The sequence below is a fragment of the Anatilimnocola aggregata genome (genome assembly GCF_007747655.1).
In the GTDB taxonomy this organism is placed as follows: domain Bacteria; phylum Planctomycetota; class Planctomycetia; order Pirellulales; family Pirellulaceae; genus Anatilimnocola; species Anatilimnocola aggregata.
In genome coordinates this window covers 2,800,374-2,826,176 of sequence record NZ_CP036274.1, presented here as the reverse complement: position 1 = coordinate 2,826,176, position 25,803 = coordinate 2,800,374, and the positions used below count along the sequence as shown (strand labels likewise).

Annotated in this window: 17 protein-coding genes; 3 read left to right on the top strand and 14 right to left on the bottom strand. The window is 56.8% G+C overall.

What is annotated here, in order from left to right; genetic code table 11:
• Positions 1–6 precede the first annotated feature (6 nt).
• From ETAA8_RS10715 to ETAA8_RS10700, 5 genes are all read right to left on the bottom strand, one after another.
• Positions 7–1,356: a DUF1501 domain-containing protein gene (locus ETAA8_RS10715; RefSeq protein WP_202921749.1), complete on the bottom strand. Its 1,350-nt coding sequence runs from the start codon at positions 1,354–1,356 to the stop codon at positions 7–9.
• Positions 1,357–1,569: 213 nt separating this feature from the next.
• The gene (locus ETAA8_RS10710; RefSeq protein WP_145088015.1) at positions 1,570–2,559 is read right to left on the bottom strand and encodes a sialate O-acetylesterase; all 990 of its coding nucleotides are present in this window, start codon (positions 2,557–2,559) and stop codon (positions 1,570–1,572) included.
• A 253-nt stretch (positions 2,560–2,812) separates the two neighbouring features.
• On the bottom strand, positions 2,813–6,547 hold the full coding sequence (locus ETAA8_RS10705) for a beta strand repeat-containing protein (RefSeq protein WP_145088014.1): 3,735 nt from the start codon (positions 6,545–6,547) through the stop codon (positions 2,813–2,815).
• Between the two features lie 7 nt (positions 6,548–6,554).
• Positions 6,555–6,698, bottom strand: coding sequence for a hypothetical protein (locus ETAA8_RS34550; protein ID WP_202921748.1), 144 nt, complete (start codon positions 6,696–6,698; stop codon positions 6,555–6,557).
• Positions 6,699–7,369: 671 nt separating this feature from the next.
• Positions 7,370–7,915: a hypothetical protein gene (locus ETAA8_RS10700; RefSeq protein WP_145088013.1), complete on the bottom strand. Its 546-nt coding sequence runs from the start codon at positions 7,913–7,915 to the stop codon at positions 7,370–7,372.
• A gap of 221 nt (positions 7,916–8,136) precedes the next feature.
• On the opposite strand from ETAA8_RS10700, the gene ETAA8_RS10695 reads away from it, so the two are divergent.
• Complete coding sequence (locus ETAA8_RS10695; protein ID WP_145088012.1) at positions 8,137–9,984, top strand: outer membrane protein assembly factor BamB family protein; 1,848 nt, start codon at positions 8,137–8,139, stop codon at positions 9,982–9,984.
• Between the two features lie 164 nt (positions 9,985–10,148).
• Here ETAA8_RS10695 and ETAA8_RS10690 read toward each other — a convergent pair whose 3' ends face one another.
• The 9 genes from ETAA8_RS10690 to ETAA8_RS10650 all read right to left on the bottom strand — a co-directional run bounded on the left by ETAA8_RS10690 (position 10,149) and on the right by ETAA8_RS10650 (position 22,061).
• Complete coding sequence (locus tag ETAA8_RS10690) at positions 10,149–11,294, bottom strand: prenyltransferase/squalene oxidase repeat-containing protein (protein WP_145088011.1); 1,146 nt, start codon at positions 11,292–11,294, stop codon at positions 10,149–10,151.
• A gap of 193 nt (positions 11,295–11,487) precedes the next feature.
• Positions 11,488–11,958 (bottom strand): flagellar basal body-associated FliL family protein, encoded by a 471-nt coding sequence (locus ETAA8_RS10685; RefSeq protein WP_202921747.1) that lies wholly within the window; start codon positions 11,956–11,958, stop codon positions 11,488–11,490.
• 167 nt (positions 11,959–12,125) lie between these two features.
• A complete protein-coding gene (locus ETAA8_RS10680) occupies positions 12,126–13,064 on the bottom strand; it encodes a hypothetical protein (protein WP_145088009.1) in 939 nt (312 codons plus the stop codon).
• A 150-nt stretch (positions 13,065–13,214) separates the two neighbouring features.
• Complete coding sequence (gene purL, locus ETAA8_RS10675; protein ID WP_145088008.1) at positions 13,215–16,181, bottom strand: phosphoribosylformylglycinamidine synthase subunit PurL; 2,967 nt, start codon at positions 16,179–16,181, stop codon at positions 13,215–13,217.
• Entirely contained in the window at positions 16,162–17,019 is an 858-nt protein-coding gene (locus tag ETAA8_RS10670; RefSeq protein ID WP_145088007.1) for a prephenate dehydrogenase, read from the bottom strand. Before ETAA8_RS10670 ends, purL begins: the two co-directional genes overlap by 20 nt.
• 493 nt (positions 17,020–17,512) lie before the next feature.
• Positions 17,513–18,559: a UDP-glucose 4-epimerase GalE gene (galE, locus tag ETAA8_RS10665; protein ID WP_145088006.1), complete on the bottom strand. Its 1,047-nt coding sequence runs from the start codon at positions 18,557–18,559 to the stop codon at positions 17,513–17,515.
• Between the two features lie 15 nt (positions 18,560–18,574).
• Positions 18,575–19,906, bottom strand: a complete 1,332-nt coding sequence (locus ETAA8_RS34545; RefSeq protein WP_202921746.1) for an HAD-IIIA family hydrolase — start codon at positions 19,904–19,906, stop codon at positions 18,575–18,577.
• Between the two features lie 53 nt (positions 19,907–19,959).
• A complete protein-coding gene (locus tag ETAA8_RS10655; RefSeq protein WP_145088005.1) occupies positions 19,960–20,934 on the bottom strand; it encodes a GHMP family kinase ATP-binding protein in 975 nt (324 codons plus the stop codon).
• A complete protein-coding gene (locus ETAA8_RS10650) occupies positions 20,934–22,061 on the bottom strand; it encodes a glycosyltransferase family 4 protein (RefSeq protein WP_145088004.1) in 1,128 nt (375 codons plus the stop codon). The genes ETAA8_RS10655 and ETAA8_RS10650 overlap by 1 nt, the downstream gene beginning before the upstream one ends.
• 1,047 nt (positions 22,062–23,108) lie before the next feature.
• Between ETAA8_RS10650 and ETAA8_RS10645 the strand changes: the two genes are divergently transcribed.
• Positions 23,109–24,440, top strand: coding sequence for a lipopolysaccharide biosynthesis protein (locus ETAA8_RS10645; protein WP_238397728.1), 1,332 nt, complete (start codon positions 23,109–23,111; stop codon positions 24,438–24,440).
• Positions 24,437–25,798, top strand: coding sequence for an O-antigen ligase family protein (locus ETAA8_RS10640; RefSeq protein WP_145088002.1), 1,362 nt, complete (start codon positions 24,437–24,439; stop codon positions 25,796–25,798). The genes ETAA8_RS10645 and ETAA8_RS10640 overlap by 4 nt, the downstream gene beginning before the upstream one ends.
• Positions 25,799–25,803: the final 5 nt, after the last annotated feature.

Sequence of the window (25,803 nt, the reverse complement as noted above, 5' to 3'; positions counted from 1 at the left end):
CAGCGGTCAAAACAACTCACTCAGCGCGTTCCCTTCGGCCAGCAAATTGTAGGGCCGGTTCTGATCGTCGAAGGCTTCCAAATTGTGGATGCCCATCGCGTGATAGACCGTCTTGGTAATGTCGGCGGGAGTGACCGGTTTGTTAAACGGATACTGGGCGAAGCGATCGCTCGATCCGTACGTCTGGCCCCCACGAATTCCGCCGCCGGCCAGCACATCCGTCAAGCAATGCGTCCAGTGATCGCGACCGGCACCGCTGACGCCGCCGCTGCGTGGATCGCCAATTTTCGGTTTGCGCCCCATCTCGCTGGTGACCAACAAGAGTGTCTCGTCGAGCAGGCCGCGGTTGGCCAGATCCTCGACCAATGCCGAGAAGCCCCGATCGAACTCCGGCAACAGATCTTCTTTGAGGCAGGCGAAGTTATTGCCATGCGTATCCCAACCGCCGCCACTAGCACACTTGCGTGCATTGGCCTTCTTGAGATCCCCCTTCCAAAACACCGATACAAACGGAACTCCCGCCTCGACCAGGCGACGGGCCAACAGCAGGCTTAGCCCGTTGACGGTTTCGCCGTACCGCTGCCGGACGGCCTGCGGTTCGCGCGAGACGTCAAACGCCTCCGTCGTCTTCGCCGACATCAACAGCGATAGCGCCCGGTCTTGATGACGATGCCAGGTGCGCACCTTGGCATGCTGATCGAATTCTTTGCGGAGGGAATCCAGATGGCTGACGAGCGAATGACGTTGCGCTAGCCGCTCGGGCGTCATGGTCCCTTCCAGCGTGAGGGCTGGCGCTTGGAACTTGAGCGGCTCATCGTGATTGCCGTGCACATAGAGCGGGTCGTGCTCCAATCCCAATTTGGCGGCGAATTGGCCCGGCCGCGTATAAGTCGGGGCTCCGGGCACTTCGGGCAGCGTAATCGCGTTGGTCAAATCGGGGTGTGGCGGGCGTTTGGCGGCAACGACCGTTCCCATGAAGGGCCAATCGTCGGAGTAGGGCTTACGATTATTCCCCTGCGACAGGAACGTAAGATCGGGGACATGCCCCGTCAAATTGTAGTAGTAGCCCGCGTGGTGGTCGTTCGTGTTGACCGTGCCGCCAACACTGTTCACCAGGGCCAGATGATGCGCTTGCTTAGACAAGAGGGGCAGATGTTCGCACAAAGAAATGCCGGGCGCTGACGTCGCAATCGGCTGAAACGGCCCGCGATAATCGGCCGGCGCGTCGGGTTTCATGTCCCACATGTCGATGTGAGACGCACCGCCGCTCAGAAAAAACAAAATCGTCGATTTGGCTCGGCCCCCCTGTCCCGCAACCGTTGTTTGAGCTGCGGTCGACGGTCGACCGAACGTCATGCCTGCGACACCGCAACTAGAGGCAGTCAAAAAGGTGCGCCGCGATACGGGCAGGGAAAGGGAGCCTGTCGGGTGGGCCATCACGTCGTTTCTCCGGTCGGATCGTGCCGACTGTCGCTGCGCTGAGCAATGAACTTGCCCCGTAATATTACTAGGGAGTGCCGGCAAGCGGCAACAGCGGCGTTCACCGCTCGACGATTCTCAGGATTAAGCTTACTTGCTGGCGACGAGTGGCTTCATCGCCTTTCCCATCGCATCGCCAATCAAGTAATAGGTCTCGGCGTTCGTGTTCCAGTGATAAGCCTGGCCACTTGGCGAAACCTCCTGCGGACGCCAAAACTCCTTCGTGCCAACAAAGGCGACGGTGTTCTTAAACTCTGGCCGCTGGGCGACCGCCGCTTGCGCCTTCATGAGCGACAACGCCCGCGGATGCTTCTCGTCGGGTCCGCTCATGCCGGTCTCGGCAATGACAAAGGGGAGTGCTGGAACACCCAGATCTTTTCGCATGTCGTTGATAAAGTGAGCCATGTTGCTTTCGTATTCGGCATTGAACTTGTCATTGATGCGATCGTTCCAGCCTTGGTGCCAGCCGAACCCGGCAATGACATAGCGACCGTCGGACCCAGGGACCAGTTCCTTGATTTGCGCCAACGCTCCTTTGGTGAGCCTCAACGTCTCACGGTAGTACTTACCAAGGATGGCGGGATCTTCAGCGATGGCAGCATCCTGCTTCTGGCCAAGGGAGTACGGCACCGGGCCGGCGCTCGGCGGGCGAAAATCGACAGCCAGACTTTTGCCTCCCCACGCGCACTTGATTAAGAGGACCGGCTCATCGCAGACGTCCCCCATCACCGAGCCGAACCCCAACTCCGGCCCGATGCGTTCCTGCTTTGCGCCGTAACCTACCGTGAGCGGACCTTGGCGATCGAGATACGAAATAAACACGTCGTCCCGCTTCCGCCATTGCCCGGTCCCATCGACCAGGTGACCAAACTGCTTGGCAGTTGCCGCTTGCTTGACGAGAAACTCGAGCGATCCTTGGCCGCCGTTGCGCTTGGGGTCGGCGGCAATGATGCCATGGCCTTCCATGTTGGACTGCCCGGCGAGAATGAACACCTTCACGGGCCTGGTCGAATCGGCGGCTGGCAGCATTGTCAGTGGGGCGAGCAATACGGCGACGAGCAGTGGCAGGATTTTTTTCATCGGAGCTTCAGCTGGGAGTGAATTGAACTCGAAGTCGCACGAAAGAGCTTCGTGCGAGCTGCAGTTTACATCGAGGGCATATCCAACTGCGAGAACGAACCGGCTGAATTTTTCAGTGCTTCAGCCCGATTGCTGCGCGACCAGACCCATCGAAACGGCAGATTGAGTTCGCGCACGAAGAGGGCCTTGGGCAATCGAGTTGCCCAAGGCCACAATGAGTCGGCGTCGTTCTATTGGCGACTTCAGCAAACGATTATGGTGCGAAGGTGATCGCGCTCGAGAACTCCGAAGTGTTCCGGAGCGGGTCGGTCGCGGTGGCTGTGAAGAACGTCGCGCCAGCTGGCGGGAGTGGTCCGAAGTAGGAGTAAGTTGCCACTCCGGCTGCGTTCGTTTTCACAGCCTTGGTACCGAGCGAGATCTGACCCGAGGGTGAGTTCGAGTCATTCGCAAAGAACTCGATGATAAAGGTCGTCTTGGGCTTGCTGGTAATGATGCCCGCGATTTGCAAACCCAGCGGCTTCGTCTGTACAGCGGTCAGCACGGGGGCTGCCTGGTTGGTATTGGCTCCCAGCGCCAGATCGATGCCGAGCAGGCTGTTGCTATGGATCGAGTTGCCGAAGATGGAATTACGGCTACCCGATTCGACATAGACACCGTTATCGTCATTGCCCGCGATAATGTTGGCAGTGCTGGCCACGTTGGAAATGGCCGTTGGAATGCGGCCGATGACGTTGTCCGTACTGCTATTGATGAGAATGCCGTTGGCGTTGTTCGGCAGGGCATCGGTGTTGTCCGCATCCATGCCGATGATGGTCCCTAGCACGGTGTTACTCTTGGTGCCGCGCATTTCGATGCCGTTGCCATGATTGCCGCTGATGACCGTCAGCAGGTCAGGATCTTCCGAGCCGACCGTATTCGAGTAAGTTCCCGTTCCGAGCAGCACACCCGCATTGGTGTTGCCGAAGGCATGCTCGCCAGAGACATCGGTGCCGATGTAACCGTTCGATACGGTGACGTGATGCGCCTTGCCGACAATCGCGACACCGTTGTCGTGATTGGCAGAAATGATGTTCTGCGGAATGATGTTGAACGTCGGTTGCGGGCCGCCAATGACCAGGTGATGGGCGGTTCCGCCCACTTCGACGCCGTTACCCTCGTTGCCCATCGGCAGCTGCCCGTTGGTGTCCATCCCGATGATATTGCCGGCAACGCGCACGTCGGTCGCTGCTCCGGAGATCTCGATGCCGTCGTCGCCATTGCGAGTGATCACATTCGTGCGGATGAGGATGTTGCCACCCGTAGTCGTGATGAGCATGCCGTCTTGGCCGTTCCCCAGGTCGGGATTCGTACTGAACGCAGCCAGGCCGCAGAAGGTGTTGTAGGTGACAAAGAAGCTCGCCTTGTCGCGCACGACGATGCCGTTTTGCACGTTGGCAGCGACGACATTTCCCAGCGGAATCGGCCCGCCCATGGTGGTGCGAGTGGAAGTCCCTTCCACGACAACACCGTTCAGCGCATTGCCCACCGCCGTGTCGTTGTCGGCTCCCAGGCCAAAGAAGTTGGCCTGAATCGTCGTGTCGTTCGAGTTCGTGACTCGCAGGCCATTACCACCGTTGCCACTGACCACGTTGTAGAAGACAAACGGATCTTCCAGCAGCGTGCAACCGATCAGCGAGTTGCCATTGGCCCCCACAATTGCCACGCCATCAAGGCTATTACCCAAGGGGGCGATTCCCGAGGTCGTAGTGCCGATGAAGTTACCGCTCAGCTGGTTATTCGTCGCGCGGTCGGTGATCAAGACACCGTTGCCATTGTTGCCAGAGATCAGATTCCCTTGTGGCGGTCGAGCGAAGATGGCGTTTGTCGGGTCGTTACCGCCGGTGGCAACACCACCGATCAGGTTGCGGGCAGAGGCGGACGTAATCAGAACGCCATTCTTCGCATTGCCCAGATCGAGCGTGCCGCTGACATCGGTACCGATGTAGTTCATCGCAATTTGATTGTCGAGCGCACCATACAGACCGATGCCATTGTCGCCATTGCCGCTGATGACATTCGACAGTTGGAAGGAAGTGTTGATCGTCGCCTGGTACGAGATGGGCCCCTCATCGCCAACGACCAACCCGACAACCTGGTTGCCATAGACCGAGTTGGAACTGGTCACATTGGTGGTCGGATCGACTTCGGGATAGTTGAGTTCGACCCAGGCTGCAGGACCGAACGTGCCATCATCCTGACGATGAACCGTGACAAAAGAACCCTGAGTCGGATCGCTCGTTCCGGATTGAACCGAATCGGCATTCAGCGTGTAGATCCCTTTTTCGACGCTGCTGATCCCTTCGAAGTGAGTGATGTAGTTCGTTCCCTCAGGAGAGCTGAACGAAGCCCAGTTCGAAAATTCGCCGCTCACGGCATCGTAGTCGACCATGTAGGCGCGGCCGATCGGTTGGTCCTGGTCTTCCAGGTTGTTCACCGCAGTGAGGCTATAACCACCAACGATCGTGTACTTCCCTTCGCCGTTGTGCCAAATGCCGTAGGCCGTGTTGCTCAGCGAACCCGGGTAGACGATGTCTGTAATGAAGGCGTCCGTAGCGATGTCATAGATGTAAGCATGGCCGGGGCCTAAGGGGAGGCCAGCTTCGCCGTGATCTTCTGGACTGTCGTAGTTGCCGACCACCAGGCCGCCCATGGTGCTGTGGGCAAAGTTATAGACCGCGCCGGGGTAATCAATGTTTCGGTAGTTGCCGGCTTCGTCCAGGTCGTCGGTTGTTCCCTCGTAGAGAAACGCATGCACGACAGTGGCTGCGCCCATGTCGTAATCGGGATCCTTGTAGCTACCGACAAGGCGGAGGTTGTCACCGTCCAAATTGTCGGGACCATAGACGCTGGTGTTGAACGCGCCCGGATAGTTGACGAGATAGTCCGTTCCGACTCCCTCGATGCTCCCTTCGAACAGCAAGCCATCGCTGCCCGAAGTGCCGACCAGCAGATATTCGTCGGCAGTGTCTGCAGCGCGAATGCCTTGCCAGGCATCGACGGAGACTGCGACATCTTCCGAATCAAAGTAGTCGATGCTCGAAATCGGATCGGAATGGCCGATCAGATTTTCGCTGGAGCTCTCAATTCTCAGGCCATCCTTGGTATTACCGACCGCGGCAGTCCCCGCTGCGTTGAGGCCCAAGTAGTTGTCACTCACCGTGTTGAGCTTGGTTTTGTTGCTGAGCAGAACACCGTTGACGTTGTTGCCCGAGATCACGTTCCCGGCCACGTTGTTGGCGGTGCCGCCAAGCGTGACCCAAACGCCATTGAATGTATTGCCCCGGTCGAGGTTGCCAGTCGCGTCGGTACCGATGTAGTTCCCCAGGACTTGATTGCTCGAAGAGCTTGCAATCCGGATGCCGTTGCCACGGTTGGCAGAGATGACGTTCCGCTCGAGGGGAGTATCGCCACCAATGGTATTGCCCGAAGCAGTGGTCACATCGATGCCTTGGCCGAAGTTGGCTTCGACCGTCACGCCGTCCAAATCGAGGCCGATGTAGTTGCCAACGATTTCGACATCGCTGACGCCTTTGAGCGAGATGCCGTTGCTGTTGGAATTAACCAGGCCCAGCGAGCGAACCGCCGAGCCATCGGAGCCAGCAAAGAAACGGAGGCCAATGGTCTTGCGATAGTCCACTTCCACAACGGGAGTGCCGGCAAAGCCTGGTGCCGTGGTACCGTCGATATCAACTTCGCCAGTAACAATTGGCAAGGCAGACGACAATTGAATCGTCCCTGCCACGTTAAAGCTGATGACGTCAGCTCCGGGGGAACTGTTCGCGCTCAGCAGGGCCTGACGCAAGGAGCCGGCACCACTATCGTTCAGGTTCAACACCGAGAAGCCGCTCATCACTTCGCGGGCTTCGAGTCGCTCGAAGAAGAGCGCATGCTTGGCTTGTTTTTTGGCTGCCGGGCGAGTCTTGGCTTCTTGCTGGAGAAAAGAAAACATGGCTGAGTTATTCCCAGAAGTTCGTGTGGTCAAATGTTCTGCGGAGCTGAATCGCCGAATACAAACGCAGCGGAACCGCTAGCGGATTGTTCAGACGCTCCATCGGGTCGGGCGAGTTCTCGGCCTGCTGTTGGAAGAGAACTGCCGGCATGGAGACTGCACCGAATTGTCAATTCATCCATTCCAGGCAGGTGGAGATGGAGTGAAACTGCCTGAGTTGCTATCGACGTAGTGGGGTGTCACTTAAGACTCAACTTTGGAAATAATTCCGCTTTGGCACATAGTGACTTAAGTAGGCCAATGGGGGATTTCGGTAAGTGGCGCTAGGTAGTCGCGCGCCATACCTCACTTTGCGGCCGAGAAGCGATAAGCTGGGGGCGATGCGTGAGTTTCGGTAGCAGCACACGGCTCACTTTTGGGTGGTCGGCAAGCTGGTTTTGACAGGCCCAAGGAAAACGGCCGACCCGTGCGCGCTCGCTCGCGTTAATCGGCTGCGGCGATGTAGCTAGCGAATCTGCTGACGGCGAGATGAGAAAACTCGCAAAATCTCGACTGCAGATACTTGACAACTATTCACTACGTAGCAACAATCTAAGCGTCTGTGTTTGGCAACTTGGTGGAAGGTCCGTGCGCGCAGCTGCGCGAGGCCGTTGCTTGGCCTGCTCGGAAATCCATCCGGGCGGCCAGCTCTGTCGCAGAGGGTTTATCAACAAACAGGATGTTTTCGGACTTGCAAAGTTGGGCGCAATGCTTGGCTGCGAAACAACTTGAATGCGATGCACGCAAGAGGGGGGTGTTGATAAACCCCGGCCGGAGTTGGCACTACGCCTCAAAGCGATCGGAGCGGAGTGTCACGGTTTCTAACTTGGGGGGCGTTTCTGCATCGTTCCAGACTGCGGCACTTTCGGCCGAGTCGTCGATCACCTCTTCGCCCCCGGCGAGTCCCACGAGAACACAAGCATCCAGCAAGGTTTCTGAGACATACCGCCCGGGACCAAGAACAAAGTCTAAATCCATTAGCCCGCGATTGATGTCGTCCGAATATTTGAACGGATCGTCTCGCATGCCGCCGCAAAAGCCCAGGTTGTCGGTATTCGGCTCGGGGCGAAAGAAAAAGGCGAGCCCGGAGTAAATCAAGATGACCCCGGCAATCACTGCCATCGATTGCAGCGGAGCGAGCACCTGCCGCAGCGAAGGATAGGCAATGCCGATCGCGATGGCGACCATGAACGCCAGACCAAACAATTTAAGCAGGACCAGCCAGGCTGGTTTTCGGCGGGTGACATACTGCGTGTTGATCTCGATTGTGCCAATCTCGTCGCGTGAGGCATGCTCGTGAGCGTATTCGTGCCATTGATTGAGCCACATAGTGCAGACCCGAAGTGAAGCAGGAGTTTGGACCGCTGCACAAACTTAGCTCAAGATTCTCCCCACTTTCGTGCCGGTCGGTTTCTGACGATTGCAACGTTTCGAGCTTGCAAGATAGTCAGTTTGACTGGAGAATTCACCTCGCTTGGTCCACGCACATTACCCGCCTGCGTCCTCCCCATCCCAACCTGCCCGCCATTCTTCCGACCGGAGTCCCCTCCATGAAACGACTGTTTACGCTCGCGCTCGCCACCTGCGCGCTGGCTTCTGCTGCTGCCGTGCATGCTCAAGTTCCTTATGCAGCCGGCGACTGGCCGCAATGGCGCGGGCCGAATCGCAACGGCATCAGCTTGGATCAAGGCCTGCTCAAGGAATGGCCCGCTGAAGGTCCACCGAAGTTGTGGCAAGTCGACACGGTGGGGGTCGGCTATTCGTCGCTGGCAGTGAAAGATGGTCGAATTTATACGCAGGGAGATATTGACGGCGTGGAACACGTCATCTGCCTCGATGCCAAAGATGGCCGGACCATTTGGAAGACGCAACCCTCACCCGTTTCGCAGCTGCTGACCACGCGAATCGACAACGATCTGAAGCAGATCGACAAGAACAAGAATGGCAAGATTGAAGAAGCCGAAGCGATTGCCCGGTTCGGCTGGGATTGGAACAAATACGACAAACCGGCTGGCGGAGATTTAGAAGCAACGGCGCAGCGTCGTTCGGCTGACTTGTTCAAAGAGTTCGACAAAGATGGCGATGGCAAACTCGTCTATACCGAAGTGGGCAACTTGCTCCGTGATACCTACGACCGAATCGATACAGCCGAGGCTGGTGCCGATCCGAAGGCAATCGCGGAGACACGCACCGCAGCACATTTGAAAAACCTCGACAAGGATGGCGATGGGCGCCTCTCAAAAACCGAAGTGAAGGGAACGGCACTCGAGCGCCACTTCGGCCGCATTGATGCTCGCGATCCGGCGACGATGAAGGGAGACGACTTGCTCTCCGACGACGAACTGCGCGTCGCTTTTGTGAAGTTCGAAGCAGCTCGCGATGGGAGCATTTCGCCCAGCGAACTGAAGGACTACTACATCAAGACCAAGGTTGCCGGCGACGGTGAACTTTCGCCCGAAGAACTGCGCGGTGCGGTCGGTGGCTATCGAAACGGCATGGGGGACGGCCCCCGCGGCACTCCGACAGTCGATGGCGAACGACTCTACATCGAAGGGGGCAATGGCGACGTCACCTGTTTTGAAGCGGCCACCGGCAAGACCATCTGGCACGTGAACTTGAAGACCGATTTCGGTGGCAACACGCCGGGCTGGGGTTACTCCGAATCGCCGCTGATTGTGGACGACATGGTCGTCGTGACTCCCGGCGGTAAAGCTGGCACGCTGCTCACGCTCAACAAATTCACCGGCAAGCCCGTATGGCAAAGCAAAGAAGTGACCGACGGCGCGCACTATTCCTCGCCAGTGGTCGCCACCATTGATGGCGTGCGGCAGATCGTGCAATTCGCGAACAAGAGCGTGTTTGGTGTGACGCTGGCCGAAGGAAAGCCTCTTTGGAACTATACAGCTCCGGCGAATGGCACCGCGAACTGCTGCACTCCGATCGTTTCCGGCAACGAGGTTTTTGCTTCCAGCGCTTATGGCACTGGTGGTGGCTTAGTAAAGATCGCAGCCGCGGGAACTGCCCAACAGGCCGAGGAAGTCTACTTCGAAAAGAAGATGGCCTGCCATCACGGCGGCATCGTTAAGATCGGCGACTACATGTATAGCAACGGTGGCGGTGCCTTAATTTGCATGGAGTTCTCAACCGGCAAGATTGCTTGGCAGTCGCGCAGTTCCGGCAAGGGCTCGCTGTGCATGGCAGATGGAATGCTCTACTTGCTGGGCGAAGGTCATGAAGTTGCCTTGGCCGAAGCGACACCCGAAGCCTATCGCGAGCACGGCAAGTTCAAGGTCGAGACTCACGGCAAGCCTGCCTGGGCTCACCCGATTGTGGCCGGTGGCAAGTTTTACATTCGCGATCAGGAATCGCTGACGGCTTATGACGTGAAGGCGAAGTAGATCAGTAGTTCACATCCGCCGGATGTGAACTTAGCAGCACGCCGCGCGTCGTTGTGCAAATCGACTACTCGAGAATCGAGGGCACATCGGGCCGATGTGACCTACAAAAAAAGCCGGCTGAGCTTTTGCTCCGCCGGCTTACTTTTTTCACTGCCGCCGTTTCACTACTTCCCTTTGCAATGGCTCAGAGCTAACAAGGCGAAGCAAGTGCAGAGGTTGGCGTCCCCTTCCATCCACTGGCCATTTTCGTTGACCCAAGCGCCATCGGGTCGCTGACGGCTGGCGAGTTCTTCGACCAGATCCTTGCGCCAATCGTGTTCAACTCCCTTGGCATCTTTGACCGAGGAATTTCCAAACGTATCGAGCGATTTGGCGAACGTTTGATAGTAATAGAAGAGTCCCGAACTCCCCATGCCGGGATTACTCTTCAGATCGTAGTTCTTGCCGATCCAACCCACGGCTGCCTTCACGCGCGGATCGTCTTCTTTCACACCGGCAAAAATGAGGCTCTTGAGCCCGGCATAGGTCATGGTGCCATAACTGCGGAGCCCGCCGTTGGGCGCCAGTTCTTTGCTCTCGTCGATCGCAGCGCCGGTGTAATAAAAGCCACCATCGTTCACCAGCGCGGCATATGGCGTGGTATTGTGTGGCGATTCCAAGTTCTGACAACGCGAGACAAAAATGAGAGCATTCTGAATTGCCTGATCGTCGGCACTCGCTCCCGAGGCCCGCAGTGCTTCGACCATGAAGGCGGTGTTCGAAAGATCGGGGCGCCCCTTGGCAGCACCGTACCCACCGCCACCAAACGAAGCGCTGTCTTTGTCGTGACCTTCTTCGCCATCGAATTGCAGCGTCTTCAGAAACTTGTTGGCATCATTCAGAACCTTGTCGTACTTACCTTCTTTGTTCGCATTGCTGAAGGTCATTACGGCGAGGCAGGTTTCGTAATTTACGAAGCGGCTCTTGGGCGAATGAATCCCGCCACCAGGTTGAATGTTCGATTCGAGAAACTTCAAGCCTTTCGCAACGGCGGGATCTTGCGGCGAGAGCCCGTTCTGCAACATGGCCGACACGGCAAGGGCGGTGACGCCAATCCCCGCCTGCTTGGAGAACGAGCCGTCTTCAGCCTGGCCCTTGGTCTTCAGATACTCGATTGCCTTCGCCACAGTTGCCGACAACTTCTTTTGATCGGCTGCTGTCTTGATTTCCGGCTTGGCTTCCTTTTCTTGGGCCAAACCGAGATTGGCCATCAATGCCGCACTGGCAAGTCCAGCCAAGAACAAACGCCGACGAAGTTGAACCGTATGCATGTCTGCTGCTTCCTGAAGAAAAGTTGCGAATCGCTGAATTTCAGCGTAGCACATCGCATGCCCGCGATACAAACGGCGCGGCAGCCAGATTTGCCGCAGTAATTGCCAGCGAAAGTCACCTGACGGTCGGGGCGATTGAATTGCTGTCGCGCTGCGCGACAAGCATGCCGAATCAATCGACAAGCAGAACGGGCTACCGCCGTTCGATGGAAAGATCGCTGAAGGCAACGCTCTTGAGGAGCCGGCTGTGCATCTTGTCGTTGATGGTGGCCAGGATCTCGGTCTTGATGAAACTCATGGCTGGATCGGCTAAATGCTCTGGCTCCGCCCGCTGCACAAGCGAGAGGACGGAATCGCGAATGCGCGTTTCGTACTTCGGCAGTTGGGCTTCGAAGTCGGGCTGCTTCGCTTCCGCCACCACACCAATCAAGTGAAAGCGAACGAGCAGTTGTCCTTCGTCGGCTGGCAACATGCGCGAGACCTTGTACTTGCCCAGGTCGACTTCGGCGAACGCTTGGGGGTTCTGCTTCAGCTGTTCGTCTTCGAGCAGTTCCAGCAGCTCGGGCACATCCAGCCCGGCTGCACTGGGCGCAGCACTACCGCAGCCGGCAAGACAAGAAGTCAGCAGACTGAGGACGAGCACGAAACTAAAGCGAGAGGTCACGGCGAGCATCCTTCGCGGTTGCAGGGATTTACTACCAAAGTAAACCTAGTGCGCAACTGCGCATTGGTACGTTAACGAGACTTGCCGCATGAAAAAATGGGCGATCGTCGTTCGCCCGAGAAAGCGATTTTGCCGCGCCTGACGAATATGACGAGGCCGACAGCACGTCAGCCCACTTGTAGTCCACGCATTTGGCCCAGGGCATTCTGCAGCAGCGCTTTGCCGGCACTGGTCGCTTTTTCGAGCAATGTCTCGGGCGTGGCACAGCCGAGCGAGAGTGGATCGGTCGTCAAACGCCACCCCTTCTTGTGGCCGGTGAGATGCTTAAGCACGCGCAGCCACGGACGAGCGTGTACAGCGCGCACTTCGGAGCCATAGCCCATGGCATCGGCAGCTTTGAAGACGGTATCGCCATAACAAATCGGATCGTTGTTGTCGTACAACTCATCCTTCTTCTCATGGCAAAGTGGATGGCTGTAATTGACATGGTGCAGGCCAAGCATGTGCCCCACTTCGTGCCCAGCCACCACTTGCTGCAACGAAATTGACTCAGCTGCATTCCAGTTGTCGGTGGCGGTTTGCTTAAGCACTGGCAGGTTCTTCGAAACCTTGACATCGTTGAGTGAGAGCATGCCGTGGGGCATCCCTTGCGAATTGACGAGCTTCAACTTATCGGGCGTGTACATGTACGACGGAAACGCGGGCTGACCAGCTTCGGGTTTGCAGACGATGACCCACCAATCGAAGTCGGAATCGGTCAGTTCGACTTTCAGTTTGCATTGCACGCAGGGGTTCCAGCGAGCGAGGCCTGGATACATGAACTTGCGGAACTCAGTCGTCGGCAGGCCCAACGGCGGTGGGGCGTCCGGGAGGGCGATGTAAAGCTTGCCACTCCACTGATCGGTCACCACGTACTGAAAGCGGGCCTTAAATGCTTCCAGTTCGCCGGGTGAAATATGCCCGAGTTTGATTTGCTTTCCTTGCACCTTGACCACCTTGCTTTCGCCCGGTTTTTCCGTCCCACCGGGCTGGAATTTGATCCGCAGGTGAATGGTCAGCGGCGTAATGTTGCGACAATCGGGCGTACCAAGCGTAACGCGTGGCATGGCGAAGTTCCTGTAGAAAAGTGTGACCCTGCTTTGAGGCGACATATTTCAGCCGCCGCCAAGCAGGGAGCAGAGAGGTGTCACACTAAGGAAATGGCGGCTTGGGAGAGAACCTTTCAGGAACAAAAGATTCCTCCGGCGTAGTGCCAGCTACCACCTCAGCGGTTCTTGCCAGGCCTCTTTCAGGGTAGGAAGGGCAGCGTCGATCAGCAGGCCTGCTTGACCAGTTACGACCAGGCGGCCGGTGCTCGTCACTTCGCCAACGACTGCATGCGGCACCCCTGACAGAGCCGCTTCAAACGCAGCTTGCCCGGCGGTCGGAACTTCTAGCAAAAAGCGGGTATTGGACTCGCTGTACAGCAGTACGCTCTCGAAGTGCGAGTTCCGCTCGGCAGCGGGAATAGAGGTCGGAACCTTCGTTAAGCTGATGTTCGCGCCACAGTTTCCGGCAAAAGCCATTTCGGCAATGGCGACTGCGAGCCCACCTTCGCTCAGGTCGTGACAAGCGCGAACCGTCCCCGCTTGAATGGCCGCATGAACCGCTCGAAAGGTCGCACTGGCAACAGCACCATTCACCTTGGGAACTTCACTTCCGCAAGCACCGTCGCCGAGCACGTTGACTCCGGCAACCAGGTGCAAGTGCGAACCGGCCAATTCATCGTGCGTGTTGCCCACCAGATAAATCAGGTTGCCCGGACTCTTCAGGTCCATCGTCACGCACTTGCTCACATCAGCGACTTGCCCGAGCGCGCTGATGAGGAGTGTCGAGGGAATCGAAATCGTCTTCCGAGTCCCATCGGCATCGTAGCTGTACTCATTATTGAGGCTATCTTTGCCGCTGATGAACGGAGTGCCCAGCGCCAGGGCCAGGTCGTGGCAAGCAAGCGCCGCGCGGACGAGTTCGCCCAGCGTTTCGGGGCGATCGGTATAGCCCCAGCAGAAGTTATCGAGAATCGCAATGCGCGTGGCGTCGGCACCGACAGCCACGCAATTGCGTACCGCTTCGTCGATAGCACTAGCCGCCATGTGATAAGGATCGAAATCGCCCAGTCGTGGATTCATACCACACGAGACGACGATTCCCTTCCGCGAGTCCAGGACCGGGCGCAATACCGCAGCATCGCTGGGGCCGTCGTTCGCCGCGCCGGTCAGAGGCTTGATCACACTGCCACCTTGCACCTCGTGATCGTACTGGCGAATGACCCATTCCTTACTCGCCACGTTGAGCGAACCCAACAACTTGAGCAGCGTCACTTCATGATTCAGTTTGCTGTTCTCAGCTGTCGTTGCAGCAACCGGCGAACGAGGGGAGTAGACAGCTTGCCGTTCTACCTTCGGTCGCCCTTCGTGCAGAAACTCCATCGCCAGTTCGCCGACTTTTTGTCCCTGATACTTCAGTGTGAGGTTGCCAGTCGGCGTAAATTTTCCGAGCGCGACTGCTTCGACATTCTCCGCAGCGCATAGGGCTTCAAATCGCGGCCAATGCTTCTCGGGCACACTGAACACCATCCGCTCTTGTGCTTCACTGATCCAGATTTCAACATAGCTGAGGCCATCGTACTTGAGCGGTGCCTTATCGAGCCAAACCTCGGCACCGATATCGGCACCCATTTCGCCGACAGCTGAAGAAAAGCCACCTGCGCCGCAATCCGTTACCGCGGTATACAGTCCTTCATCGCGAGCTTGCAGCAAGACGTCGAGAACCATCTTCTCGGTGATCGCGTTACCAATCTGCACTGCCCCGCCCGAGACCTTTTCACTTTGGCTGGTTAACTCAACCGAGCTGAATGTGGCGCCGTGAATACCATCACGACCGGTGCGGCCACCAATGGCGACAATCAAATCGCCGGGCTGAGTTTCTTTCGCCGCTTTGTCAACGGGAATCAGCCCCACGTTACCGCAGAAGACCAGCGGATTGCCGACATATCGCTCATCGAAATAGATTGCGCCGTTAACCGTGGGAATGCCCATGCGGTTGCCATAGTCGCGCACGCCGGAGACCACTCCGCGCATGATGCGCCGCGGATGGAGAACGCCAGGAGGCAACTGCTCGGCCGGCATATCCGGTGGAGCAAAGCAGAAGACATCGGTGTTGCAGATTGGCTTCGCACCGAGGCCTGTACCAAGCGTATCGCGAATCACACCGCCAACACCCGTGTTCGCACCACCGTAAGGCTCGATGGCACTCGGCCGGTTATGCGTCTCGACTTTAAAGCAGATGTGAAAATCGTCGTTGAACTTGATCACCCCCGCATTGTCTTTGAACACACTGACGCACCAATCGTTCGCCCCGAGCGAGGCGCGAATCTTCTGCGTCGCAGCAAAAATCGTTTCCTTCAGCATGTTGTTGAAGTAACGATCACCCTGCTCATCGCGATAGTGCACGCGGCCGGCAAGCGTCTTGTGACTGCAGTGCTCGCTCCACGTTTGAGCAATCGACTCGAGTTCGATATCGGTAGGCTCGCGGTCGAGGTCGCGGAAATGCTGTTGAATCGTCTGCATTTCCACGAGCGTCAGACTCAGCGTCCGCGCGCGGCTCAGAGCCACGAGTTGATCGCTCGAGAGTTCACGAATTGGCACGGTCTGCAACTCGAACTTGCCGGGCGCGCCCACATGTAGTTGCTTCAAGTCGAGCGGACCAACAACCGCCTGTTCGATAGAATCGTTCGCGAGCAGTTTCTTAATCAGCAGCTGAATACGTTCGCTATCGAGATCGGCCAGCCAGTACTTGCGCAGCGTGACGACGGCGTCGGCCTTGAGTCCAAAATCGGCGATGGCGGTCAGCGTGCTGGCGGCGACGGGATCGGTAACGCCCGGCTTGGGCAGGACGTGTACGAGTTGACTCTTACCACTCAGGCCGCTGGCACTGGGAGCTGTGAGGAGTACTGCTTCACCCACTTTGGCCACGACGGGTTGCTCGACGACGAGGTCGGCGAGCAGTTCGCGGGCCAGTTGTTCGACCTGGCTTTGAGTGAAATCGGCTTCGAGCAAGAAGCCCCGAACGGCTGCCGCGCGAAACGATCCCAGGCCCAAATCGGCTGCCTGTGAAACAGCTGCGGTCGCAAGCAGGTCGCGCTCGCCGGCAGCAGGATGCAGGTCAATTTCCCACAGCGTCACGGATGGTCTTCCCTTGCTGGAGCAATTTTTCTAAGGCCACGGCATCGCGCTGCTCCAGCGCGCGGTGCCACAAGGCGAGATCGGTTTCAAAGCGAGATAACGCGGTCAGCACTGGCTCGCGATTATCGAGCAAAATCTGTTGCCACAGCCCGACGTCTCCGGCCGCAATCCGGGTCGTATCGAGCCAACCACCGGCGGTCAGTTTCAATAGTTCTGGCGGCGTGATGGATGCGAGCAGACTGGCAATCAAGTGGGGCAAGTGACTCGTACTAGCAACCGCGGCATCGTGAGCTTGCGGCGTCATTAGTTGCACCCGGGCACCGAGCGCTTCCCACAACAGCTGAATCTGCTCGACCGCGGACGGATCGGTCTGGGCCGTCGGTGTAACGACAACTGTCCGTTTATCGAACAGATTTTCGCGGGCGTTTTCAGCCCCGGTCTTTTCACTTCCCGCCAGAGGATGACTGCCAACGAAGCGAATCTGGCGTGGATTGTGTGCCAATAGTTGGGCGTCTACGGCGGCAACAATTTTGGCTTTGGTACTTCCGGCATCGGTGATCAACGCACCCTGCGCAGCGGTCTCTGTCCAACGAGCGATCTGCGAACCGACGCTCTCAATGGGAGTGCAAACAACGACCAAATCCGCTGGCGGCAATTCGGGCGACGATTCCAGAGCAAACTCGTCGATCGCGCCTACTTCCCACGCTTTTTTCAATTTCGCGGGGTCGCGACCGACACCAATAACCTGCTCCACAGCTCCCGAGCGGCGCAGCGCCAAACCAATGGAGCCGCCAATCAGCCCCACGCCGATAATCGCTGCTGTTTGCCAATGCGCCATGGCCTTCGCTGCGGAAATGTCGCCGCCAAATAGTCGAAAACGCGATTGTAGCAAAACGCAGCCCGCTGCGGACGGGGGACGCAGCCTGCAAACAGTTCCCGTGAAAAAACGAGACGTGATGAGAAAGATTTCTCAGGGTCCTAAATAGGCTACGTCGTATCGCATACCACAATGAGCTGCCGGAGATCTGCTATCGGCATTCTTGGCAGTCCTCAATCTGGCTGGAGAGATGTCTGACGTGGCCAAGCCGCTGAATACGCTCAAGGAGCCACCGCCCAAACCACAACTGCATTCGATCCGTGACTGCGAAGAATTGGCGGGAAATTTTGTGCGGGCAACAAAAAACCCCAGCACCGGCAGTACTGGGGTCTGGTTTACCTGGGCCACAATGTGGCTGGGTTCACCCATCAACATGAAAGCGGAGTGGAAAGGGCTCGAACCTTCAAGGCATTGCTGCTCGGCCATAGACCTTGCGGGCTATGGCTACCGTCACCTATCGGCTAGCCACCTCCGAAACAAGTTCAGGACCGTTCGCGCGGCTATTCCGCACTACTTTTTTCTCGCCATAGCCATTGGGATGCGCGGAATGCCAACGCCAAGCGGAACTGACGATCGTTTCCAGATCGGAACACGTTAGCTTCCAACCGAGCTCTTCGATGGCGCGCCGTGGCGAGGCAATGAGTGTTCCCGGATCGCCAGGTCGTCGAGCCACCAACTGATGCGGAATCGGGCCGCCGAAAACCTTTTCGCAGGCTTTCAGAACCTGCAGCACCGTCGCTCCGGTTCCTGAGCCCAAATTGTAGCTGCGTCCTTGGCCTTCGCTGATCTGTTGCATGGCCCGTTCGTGGGCCTGAGCGATGTCATCCACATGGACATAGTCGCGAACACAAGTTCCATCGGGCGTATCGTAGTCCGTTCCAAAGACTGAAATTGCCGGACGCTTCCCTAGTGCTGCCGCAAAGATCAGGGGAATCAAGTGGCTCTCATGACGGCGGGATTCGCCATGCTGGCCATCCAAATCCGCTCCAGAAGCATTGAAGTACCGAAAAATTGCATACCCCAGCCCATAGGCACGGGAATAATCCTTAATCATCCATTCCGCGGCGAGCTTGGTAGTGCCGTAGGGAACTTCAGGCTTCTGCGGCGAATCTTCGTCCAGCGGCATTGCGGCTGCAAAACTAAAGGTCGCTGCTGTGCTGCTAACGATGAGTCGCTTGAGATTTGCGCGGCGCATCGCGTCCAGAACATTCTTTGTTCCTTGCACGTTGACTCGGTAGTAGGTATCCGGGTCGTGAATCGATTCTGGTACGGAGGCGACGGCCGCGAAGTGCATGACGGCCTCGAATTCGCCCGTGCAGAGCAGGTCAGTCAAGTGCTCACGATCGTCGAGATCGCCCACGACCAGCCGATCTTGTGGCACGGCTTCAGCATTTCCTTCTGCCAAATTATCGAACGCAATCGGATCGTGGCCATTTTTCATCAGCCGACGAAGACAGGCGCTTCCCACATAGCCAGCTCCGCCTGTCAGCAAGATTCTCATGTTCAACTTTCGTCTTTAGAATGACCCGACTGCAACGCAAGGCAGTTCAGGCTGCGATACCTTTTGGAATATCAAGTCGGCGGCGGCAGTTAGGCTTGGGACACAGTGAGTGTTGTCGTAGCGGTGTGCATATCGTTCCTCAGCAATGTTTACGTCGGTTGTAGCTACGAGTTTCAGGGAACCACAACAGCCCGCGCGGCAGCCTGCCTCGACGTCCAAGTCGGTGTCACCAATCATCCATGAGCGGCTTAAATCGAGATTCAATTCCCCAGCTGCCTGCAGCAGCATGCCAGGGTTGGGCTTGCGATGGGAATGCTCTTGGATGCCGGCGGGGTCGCTGCTCGGCGCGAATGGGCAATGATAGATTGCATCGAGCCAGGCTCTCTGCTCGGCGAGTTGACGAGTCATTTCGTCGTGTACGAGTCGAAGCCCGTCTTCTGTGAGCAGGCCGCGACCGATGACCGACTGATTTGTAGTGACCACGCAGCGGTAGCCGGCCAGATGGAACCGTCGCAAGGTAGCGGCAGCGTCGGGCATCACGCGCACCTGCGAAGGGTGAGTCAGGTAGTGAACCGACTCGATGAGTGTCCCGTCGCGGTCGAGGAAGATTGCGGGCTGAGCTTCGGTCCGCGAAGCGATTGTCTTCACGACACTAGGTAACTCGAGTTTAGCTTTCGCCAATGCTGTGTGCGTGCCGATATCGCGATGTACGCCAGCCCAAGTCCAGCCCCGCATTCGCCCCACAAATCGCGGCAAGATATCGAAGCCAAAGTCGAATTGTCGCAGTTGGGCGATTTCTCGATAAGCGGCCGCGGAAACAATATAGATGCCGCCATTGGCCAGGTTGCCTTTTGGGAACTGAGGCTTCTCCGTAAACTCAATCACTCGCGCGTCAGCGTCGACGTCAACAATTCCACACTCCGTAGGGTTGTTAACTCGATACAACAACATCGTCAGCGGATCGCCGTGCTGACGATGAAAGTCGAGCATCGCTGCTATATCGACGTCGCTAATCTGATCGGCGCAAATAATTACGACTTCACTGGCACCGTTCGCGAAATCAGGATTGGCTGCAATCGCACCCGCGGAACCCAACAATGTTGGTTCGTGTGACTCACTGATTTGCGGATATTTCGCGGGAAACTCCGACTCCAGATATTCCCGCATTGCGCCAGCATGAGCGTGCGTATTGACACGCGCCTCAAGGCAGCCTGCGTCCGCCAGAAGTTCGAACCAATAGTCCAACAGTGGCCGTCCAGCAAACGGAAGCAGGCACTTAGGAATATTGTTCGTTAATGGAGCCAATCGCGTCCCGAGTCCTGCCGCCAACAAAAAAGCCTTCAGCATGGTCCCATCCGATCAGGGTAGCGATTGACGAATCGATTCAACATGGAGAAAACCTACGAACTCATGAAGATGGTTTTGCCTCCGCGCCGCGCGAAACGTAGCGGCAGCTTGATCGGCTTGCCTAAACCGTCCCAAATTCTTTGATGGCGCTCCGGCGGGGCCAGCAGTAGCAAGAAACCTCCACCACCTGCTCCGAGCAACTTGCCGCTCTTCGCGCCCAAGCGCAGGGCCGCTTCATACATTTCATCAACAGAGTTGTTGGTGATGCCGCAGCCCAATGAGCGCTTCAGCCGCCAACCTTCGGCCAGCAGATTCGAAAACTCTTGCACGTCGCCCGCTCCAGACAATGTCATGCGCATCTGTTCGGCCAGATTGCGCATGTCTCGGAGGGTGCTCGCGTGACGCGGCGCTGCTTCCTGTTGTTTTTTCAGAATTCCATCGGCGCTGCGCGAGGCATTGGTATAAAGGACCACGATCTGCGATTCTAATTCATCGATCGTTTCAGCCCGGCAAGCGATTGGCTCCACCTCGACGGTAGCATCGGGATGGAAGCGAATCAGGTTCAGTCCACCGTAGGCTGCCGCATATTGATCCTGGCGACCGATCGGCTTTTTCAGAATGTCGATTTCGATCCGGCATGCCTCTTCCGCCAAACGCTGGCTGCTCACAATTCGTCCTTGGTAGGCATACAAAGCGACGAGTAACCCGACCGTCAAGCTGCTGCTGGATCCCATGCCGGTGCCGGCTGGCACATCACCGATCGTCGTAATTTCTAAAAACTCGTCGATTCCTGTGACACGCAGGGCCTCACGAATCAGTTCGTGTTGGATTTCGTCGATGCTATTGGCGACTTCAATTTTCGAATAAGCGAGGCGATAGTTGCGTTCAAAGCGTGGATGAACACTCACGTAAATGTGACGTTCAACCGCAGCACTGATGACTGCTCCGCTCTCCATTTGATAGAAAGCCGGCAAGTCGGTGCCGCCACCACCGAAGCTAACGCGATAAGGAGTTTGTGAGATGATCATTAGATGGGCAACTCCTTCGGCGTAGCAGGCGATGAAACGCTACGCCGATCAAGCACTTGGCGATAAACATTGGTGATCGAAGCGACCATCGCCGGTTCGAGAAATTGAGCGGTGAGCTGCTCGCGCGCTCGGGAGGCAATCTGCTGCGCCTCTTGGGGGTTGTCGATTAGCCGCCGCACGAGGTCCGCCATTTCGTCGCAATTGCCGCTTCTGGACAGCAAGCCCGTTTGTCCATGCTCCACTACTTCGGCGATGCCGCCGACCGCCGTTGAAACAACGGGCACTCCGAGATACATCGCCTCCAATAAGAGGGCTGGCAGGCCTTCCCAGCGCGACGTCATCACCAGAATATCGATGCGCGACAGCGATTCCTGCACTCCGGCGGGACTTAGTTCGCCGAGCATTTCCATCCGCGAATCAAGGCCGCGCGAAATTGCAGCGGCCCGGATTTGAGGCTCGAGTTCTCCACCACCGCCGAGTACAGCGCGAACTTCCGGTAGTCGCTCGACGATCTCGACAAACGCCTGGGGATCCTTCTGCGGCACTAGCCTGCCGATAAAGCCAATCGTTGGTTGGGCGGTGTTACGCGACTGACGCTGGAGCGAATGAGGCGCGATCGACGGATAGATTACTGAAACTGGCGTGCGGGGACTGAGCAAGTGGTCGGACTTGGCGAGCATGGCATCGTGCTTACACACATAGATCGCATGATCCACGTGGCGGCAGGCCAAGCGCTCTCCCCAGCGTCCCAAGGTGCGTGCAGCGATGTTTCGCTTCTTGCTGTAATGCAAGCCGTGTGCGGTGTAGACCGTCGGAATGTTATCGAGCAAAAAGCTCCGAAAGAAAGCTGCGCGGCCGCCATGACAATGAATCACGTCTGGCTGAAAGCGGCGCAACGCGTTACGAACCTGCATGACGCAACGTGGATTGACGCGGCTCAGAGGACCTTGAAAGAAGTCGCCTTCAAATAGTTTCACCGACATATCAGCGGCATGATGCGATAAAAATGAATCTCGTTGAGTGAGCAGGGCAACTTCATGCTGCCCACATAGGCCGCGAACTATCTGGCGCACATGAGTGGTGCCGCCTCCCGGCGAGCCATCGGCGACGAATTGAAGTACCTTCATAGGAGTTAACAAATGCCGACGGCGCGCACTGGTATTGCGCTCGGAAGGTCATACCCTGTTTGATTCGTGGGCGCATTGGATGTGGGGAAGTTCGGTGGGGAGGTCACCTGACACAGTTGAAAAATTCAGCAAACTCTGTGCCGGTTCTGAAATGTCAGCCTAAATAGCAGATAAATAGCCATTGAACCCATCTTGTGAAGTTGTGCGAAACAACGCCCCAACTTGCCGCATTTGCCTAAATTGATTGCATGCAAGCTCAGTTTTTAGCCATCAGGCAGGAATTTCGCAGCTCTTTTGGTTCGCAATTCCCAGACAATCACATGGTCAGCCATGCGAAGGTTAGTTAAAAATGCTGAAGAAGCCGATCACAGGTCTTCATTATTCGGCCGAGCAAATGGAGCTGTGATGTTCACGAATCTGGATCGTTTGTTCAGTCTGTCGCGTTGAATCGGCTAGAACACTGAACATCAGCTGTGCGGTTTCACGTCTTCGAATTTCAGCGTGACCGCAGGCGAATAATACGCACTGGCGACCGCACTATTGAGCTACGTACTTCAGTGCATTGAAAGGTTCCGGGGCTACGCAAAGGTTAGAAGTGAAGGTTCGATAATCAGCGGTTGCGTTGTTGTCACGGGCATTCTCGGCACTGCTGGCATGTTATTTGCGAACGCTTTCGCTTCTGGCCTTGTCCTCCCCCAGGTGCTCCGCAGCAATGAACTGACGAGCTGCTGTTGTCGCGTCGCGGCGAATCGACGCAGGTTAGATCAGTGTCAAGAAACAGCGGCTTTGCTTCCACTCACCAATTCCTCCTGGCATCAAAGCCTTGCGGCAACATCGAGGAGACAAGAACTTGCGAAACTGGTCCCGATGGCTCGATGTCGAAGTTTTCGCGGCAACCGCAAATGGCGTGTTGATCTGCGCTGAGGCCAACTACAGATGTCTTTAGTTGGCTGTCTCCAAGAGGAGCAAACCCGCGCAGTCCCGCTGAACACCGCACTAAGAAAGCGGCTCACGAGCGAAGGAATCTCGACGCTCGGATTTCGGCTTGTGGGAATTGGAACAGCAATCATTATCGATATGGTTGTCACCCGTCTTCTTACTCCAAGTGATGCGGGCGTCTTCTTTTTGCTGGCGAACGTACTGGCTTTTGGTGCCGTCGTCGGCATGTTTGGCCTCAACACAGCTATGGTCAGGTTTGTTTCCGAAGGGATCGGCTTGAAATCGCCCAGCGAGGCTAGAGAAGCACTGCGTGCGGGCTGGAGCATTGCAGCGATTAGTATTCCCTGCATGGTCGCCGTCTGTCTGATAACCATGTGGTTCTGGGGAATTCACGTACTACACATACCAAATCCAACAGTTCTGTTACCGTTGCTTGGTCTTTGCTTGCTCGCATTTCCACTCCTGCAACTAATCTCTGGTGTACTGCGAAGCTTTCATGACTCACGCGTAGCAACACTTTTAACTGGGCAATTCGGTGGCCCGGCGTGCCACGTCGTTTTTTTAACGATGCTGGTAGCCGCTGCACTCGTAAGCAAACCAACGGTTGCCACTGCGCTGGGACTCAGCGCGCTCTCAATGCTGCTGATGATTCCACTCGCCTTATGGTATCTATCTCGAATTTCGTCAGCGCGAATCGCCGAAATGCCTGCAGAGTCGCGTACGACGCCCCGTCCAATGGTCGGGATTTTGCTGGCGGCTTGCTTGCCGTTGGTGTTGAGCCAGCTATTTTCGTTCTGTACTGGCTTCGGTGATATGTGGGTTGCGGGGAGCATGGTTTCGCACGAGGACCTCGCTTTGTACGCGGCGTCGCGGCGTCTGATGCTGATGATCGGTATGCCGATGCAACTGGTAAATCTTACGGTGATCGCCTCGATTGCCGAATTGCGAGCCCAGGGTAAAAATGTCGAGTTGCAACGGCTGCTGCGCGGCGCGGCGACATTGGCTGCGATTCCAGCAATCGGGGCTTTGGTCGCTCTAGTCACTTTTCCAGGTCAGATTGCCGCCTTGATCTTCGGACCATTTTACGCGACGGCCGCGCCGATCTTGGTCCTACTCAGTCTCGGGCAAATCGCGTTTGTCTCCGCAGGGAGCGCGGAACTGACGCTGATGATGACGGGACAACAGCGATCCGCCTTGGCGGTGAATTGCTTCACGAGCTTGGCCTTGGCGCTGGCTGGTATTCTGGCCACCCAGCAGTTTGGAGTGATCGGGTTGGCTGCGGCCACGACGAGCGTCGGCGCTCTCCAGGTGCTGCTGTTTGTTATCTGCGTGAAACGCTCGATTGGCGTTTGGACCATCGTGGACCCGACTCTCTTTAGCATCGTCTGGGAACGTCTGCGCCGCGCTATGGGTTCTAGCAGTGAGGCGTTGTCGAAATGATCGAGACGTCGCCCGCGTTTGTCGGCTCCACACCAGAACAAGCTTATCGTCGGCCACTTCAGTCCTTCGGTCACAACCTGGCCGTACTGTTGGTGATGGCTTACGGATTACTGGTCCCGTTGATCGTTGTGCCGATAGGGGGCGAACGCTTTGGCCTCTGCGAGCCGCTGATGTTGCCATGCTTACTGGCGCTCTGCCTAGTTGCCTTGCAAAGTGCACCAAAACTCCATCATCTGGCGATGGCCATGTTTTTAGTAGCTGCAATGCTCTCGCTGGTGCAGATTGTCGATGGCGAAATGCTGCTGGGCTCGGCCAAGCGTTGGCTGCGCCTACTCGCAATTGTATCCCCCTTCTTTCTGTCGCTGATTCTGCCAGTAACCGACAAATTAATAGTCCAAGGGCTGCGTGCCTTTTTCGTCGGCGGTGCGGCAGCCATCGTCTGCGGCTTCTTCATCTATTGGCTGCAAATTCCGATTTACGCTGACTCACAAAAGCTTTGGTTAGCCAACGGACAGGCGCCAGTTTTGCGCGCGAGCGGCCTCGTGGGAGATACTGCCTCGTTCGGTCATCTGATCTCGCTTTGGTGTCTGCTGGCAATTGGTTCACTCTGGCTGGATCACAGTCCTGGACGAACCTGGAAGTCGGCCGCCGTGCTCGCCGTAGTAGCGTACGCCGTGTTAGTTAGTTCCTCGCGCGCGGCATTGTTGAACGTCGTAGGCGGTTTGTGGACGCTCTGGATGTTAAGCCACTCCAATTCGCGAGCGCACCGCAATGGCATTGTCGTCGCGGGGATGCTTTTGACGATTGCTTTTGTGGCACTTTCACTGCGCAGCATGGTGGGTAGCGGCGAACCAGGCGGCGCGCTGGCTGGCTCGCTCGATCGCTTTTTGGGATCGGAGCAAACCACGGCGAACGGCTTTGCGTCGGGACGTTTAGAAAGTTGGAGTTCGTATCTCTTCGAATGTTCCGAGTACTTGCTCTTGGGCACAGGCTATAAAACCGCTCATCTCGTGGTCCCCGGCCACTTTGCTGACAACGCTCTATTAGGAGTTGTTGTTGAAACCGGCCTGCCAGGGTTGTTTTGCATGCTCTTACTGCTCGCAGCCATTTTCTACGGATTGTGGCGTCAACATCAGCAAGGGAATCGCTTCGGAACCTTACTACTCGCTGTTTGGGTGGGCCAAATGCTGCACGGTCTCACCGCCGACACATTTACGCTCTGGACCACCATGCCGGAACTTTATTTGCTAACTGGACTGGTGCTGCAAATGAAGCCAGCCGTTGAAATCAATCAAGAGGCTTCTCCTTGGACGGCCGCGCCAAGCTCCTGCGACTCACTTAGCACTATCTCTGGATAACTCAT

What these genes read in the sequence shown, in the direction of transcription:
- ETAA8_RS10715 (WP_202921749.1), bottom strand. Translation starts at nt 1,356, where the DNA reads ATGACGTTCGGTCGACCGTCGACCGCAGCTCAAACAACGGTTGCGGGA.
- ETAA8_RS10710 (WP_145088015.1), bottom strand. Translation starts at nt 2,559, where the DNA reads ATGAAAAAAATCCTGCCACTGCTCGTCGCCGTATTGCTCGCCCCACTG.
- ETAA8_RS10705 (WP_145088014.1), bottom strand. Translation starts at nt 6,547, where the DNA reads ATGTTTTCTTTTCTCCAGCAAGAAGCCAAGACTCGCCCGGCAGCCAAA.
- ETAA8_RS34550 (WP_202921748.1), bottom strand. Translation starts at nt 6,698, where the DNA reads ATGCCGGCAGTTCTCTTCCAACAGCAGGCCGAGAACTCGCCCGACCCG.
- ETAA8_RS10700 (WP_145088013.1), bottom strand. Translation starts at nt 7,915, where the DNA reads ATGTGGCTCAATCAATGGCACGAATACGCTCACGAGCATGCCTCACGC.
- ETAA8_RS10695 (WP_145088012.1), top strand. Translation starts at nt 8,137, where the DNA reads ATGAAACGACTGTTTACGCTCGCGCTCGCCACCTGCGCGCTGGCTTCT.
- ETAA8_RS10690 (WP_145088011.1), bottom strand. Translation starts at nt 11,294, where the DNA reads ATGCATACGGTTCAACTTCGTCGGCGTTTGTTCTTGGCTGGACTTGCC.
- ETAA8_RS10680 (WP_145088009.1), bottom strand. Translation starts at nt 13,064, where the DNA reads ATGCCACGCGTTACGCTTGGTACGCCCGATTGTCGCAACATTACGCCG.
- ETAA8_RS10670 (WP_145088007.1), bottom strand. Translation starts at nt 17,019, where the DNA reads ATGGCGCATTGGCAAACAGCAGCGATTATCGGCGTGGGGCTGATTGGC.
- galE (WP_145088006.1), bottom strand. Translation starts at nt 18,559, where the DNA reads ATGAGAATCTTGCTGACAGGCGGAGCTGGCTATGTGGGAAGCGCCTGT.
- ETAA8_RS34545 (WP_202921746.1), bottom strand. Translation starts at nt 19,906, where the DNA reads ATGCTGAAGGCTTTTTTGTTGGCGGCAGGACTCGGGACGCGATTGGCT.
- ETAA8_RS10655 (WP_145088005.1), bottom strand. Translation starts at nt 20,934, where the DNA reads ATGATCATCTCACAAACTCCTTATCGCGTTAGCTTCGGTGGTGGCGGC.
- ETAA8_RS10650 (WP_145088004.1), bottom strand. Translation starts at nt 22,061, where the DNA reads ATGAAGGTACTTCAATTCGTCGCCGATGGCTCGCCGGGAGGCGGCACC.
- ETAA8_RS10640 (WP_145088002.1), top strand. Translation starts at nt 24,437, where the DNA reads ATGATCGAGACGTCGCCCGCGTTTGTCGGCTCCACACCAGAACAAGCT.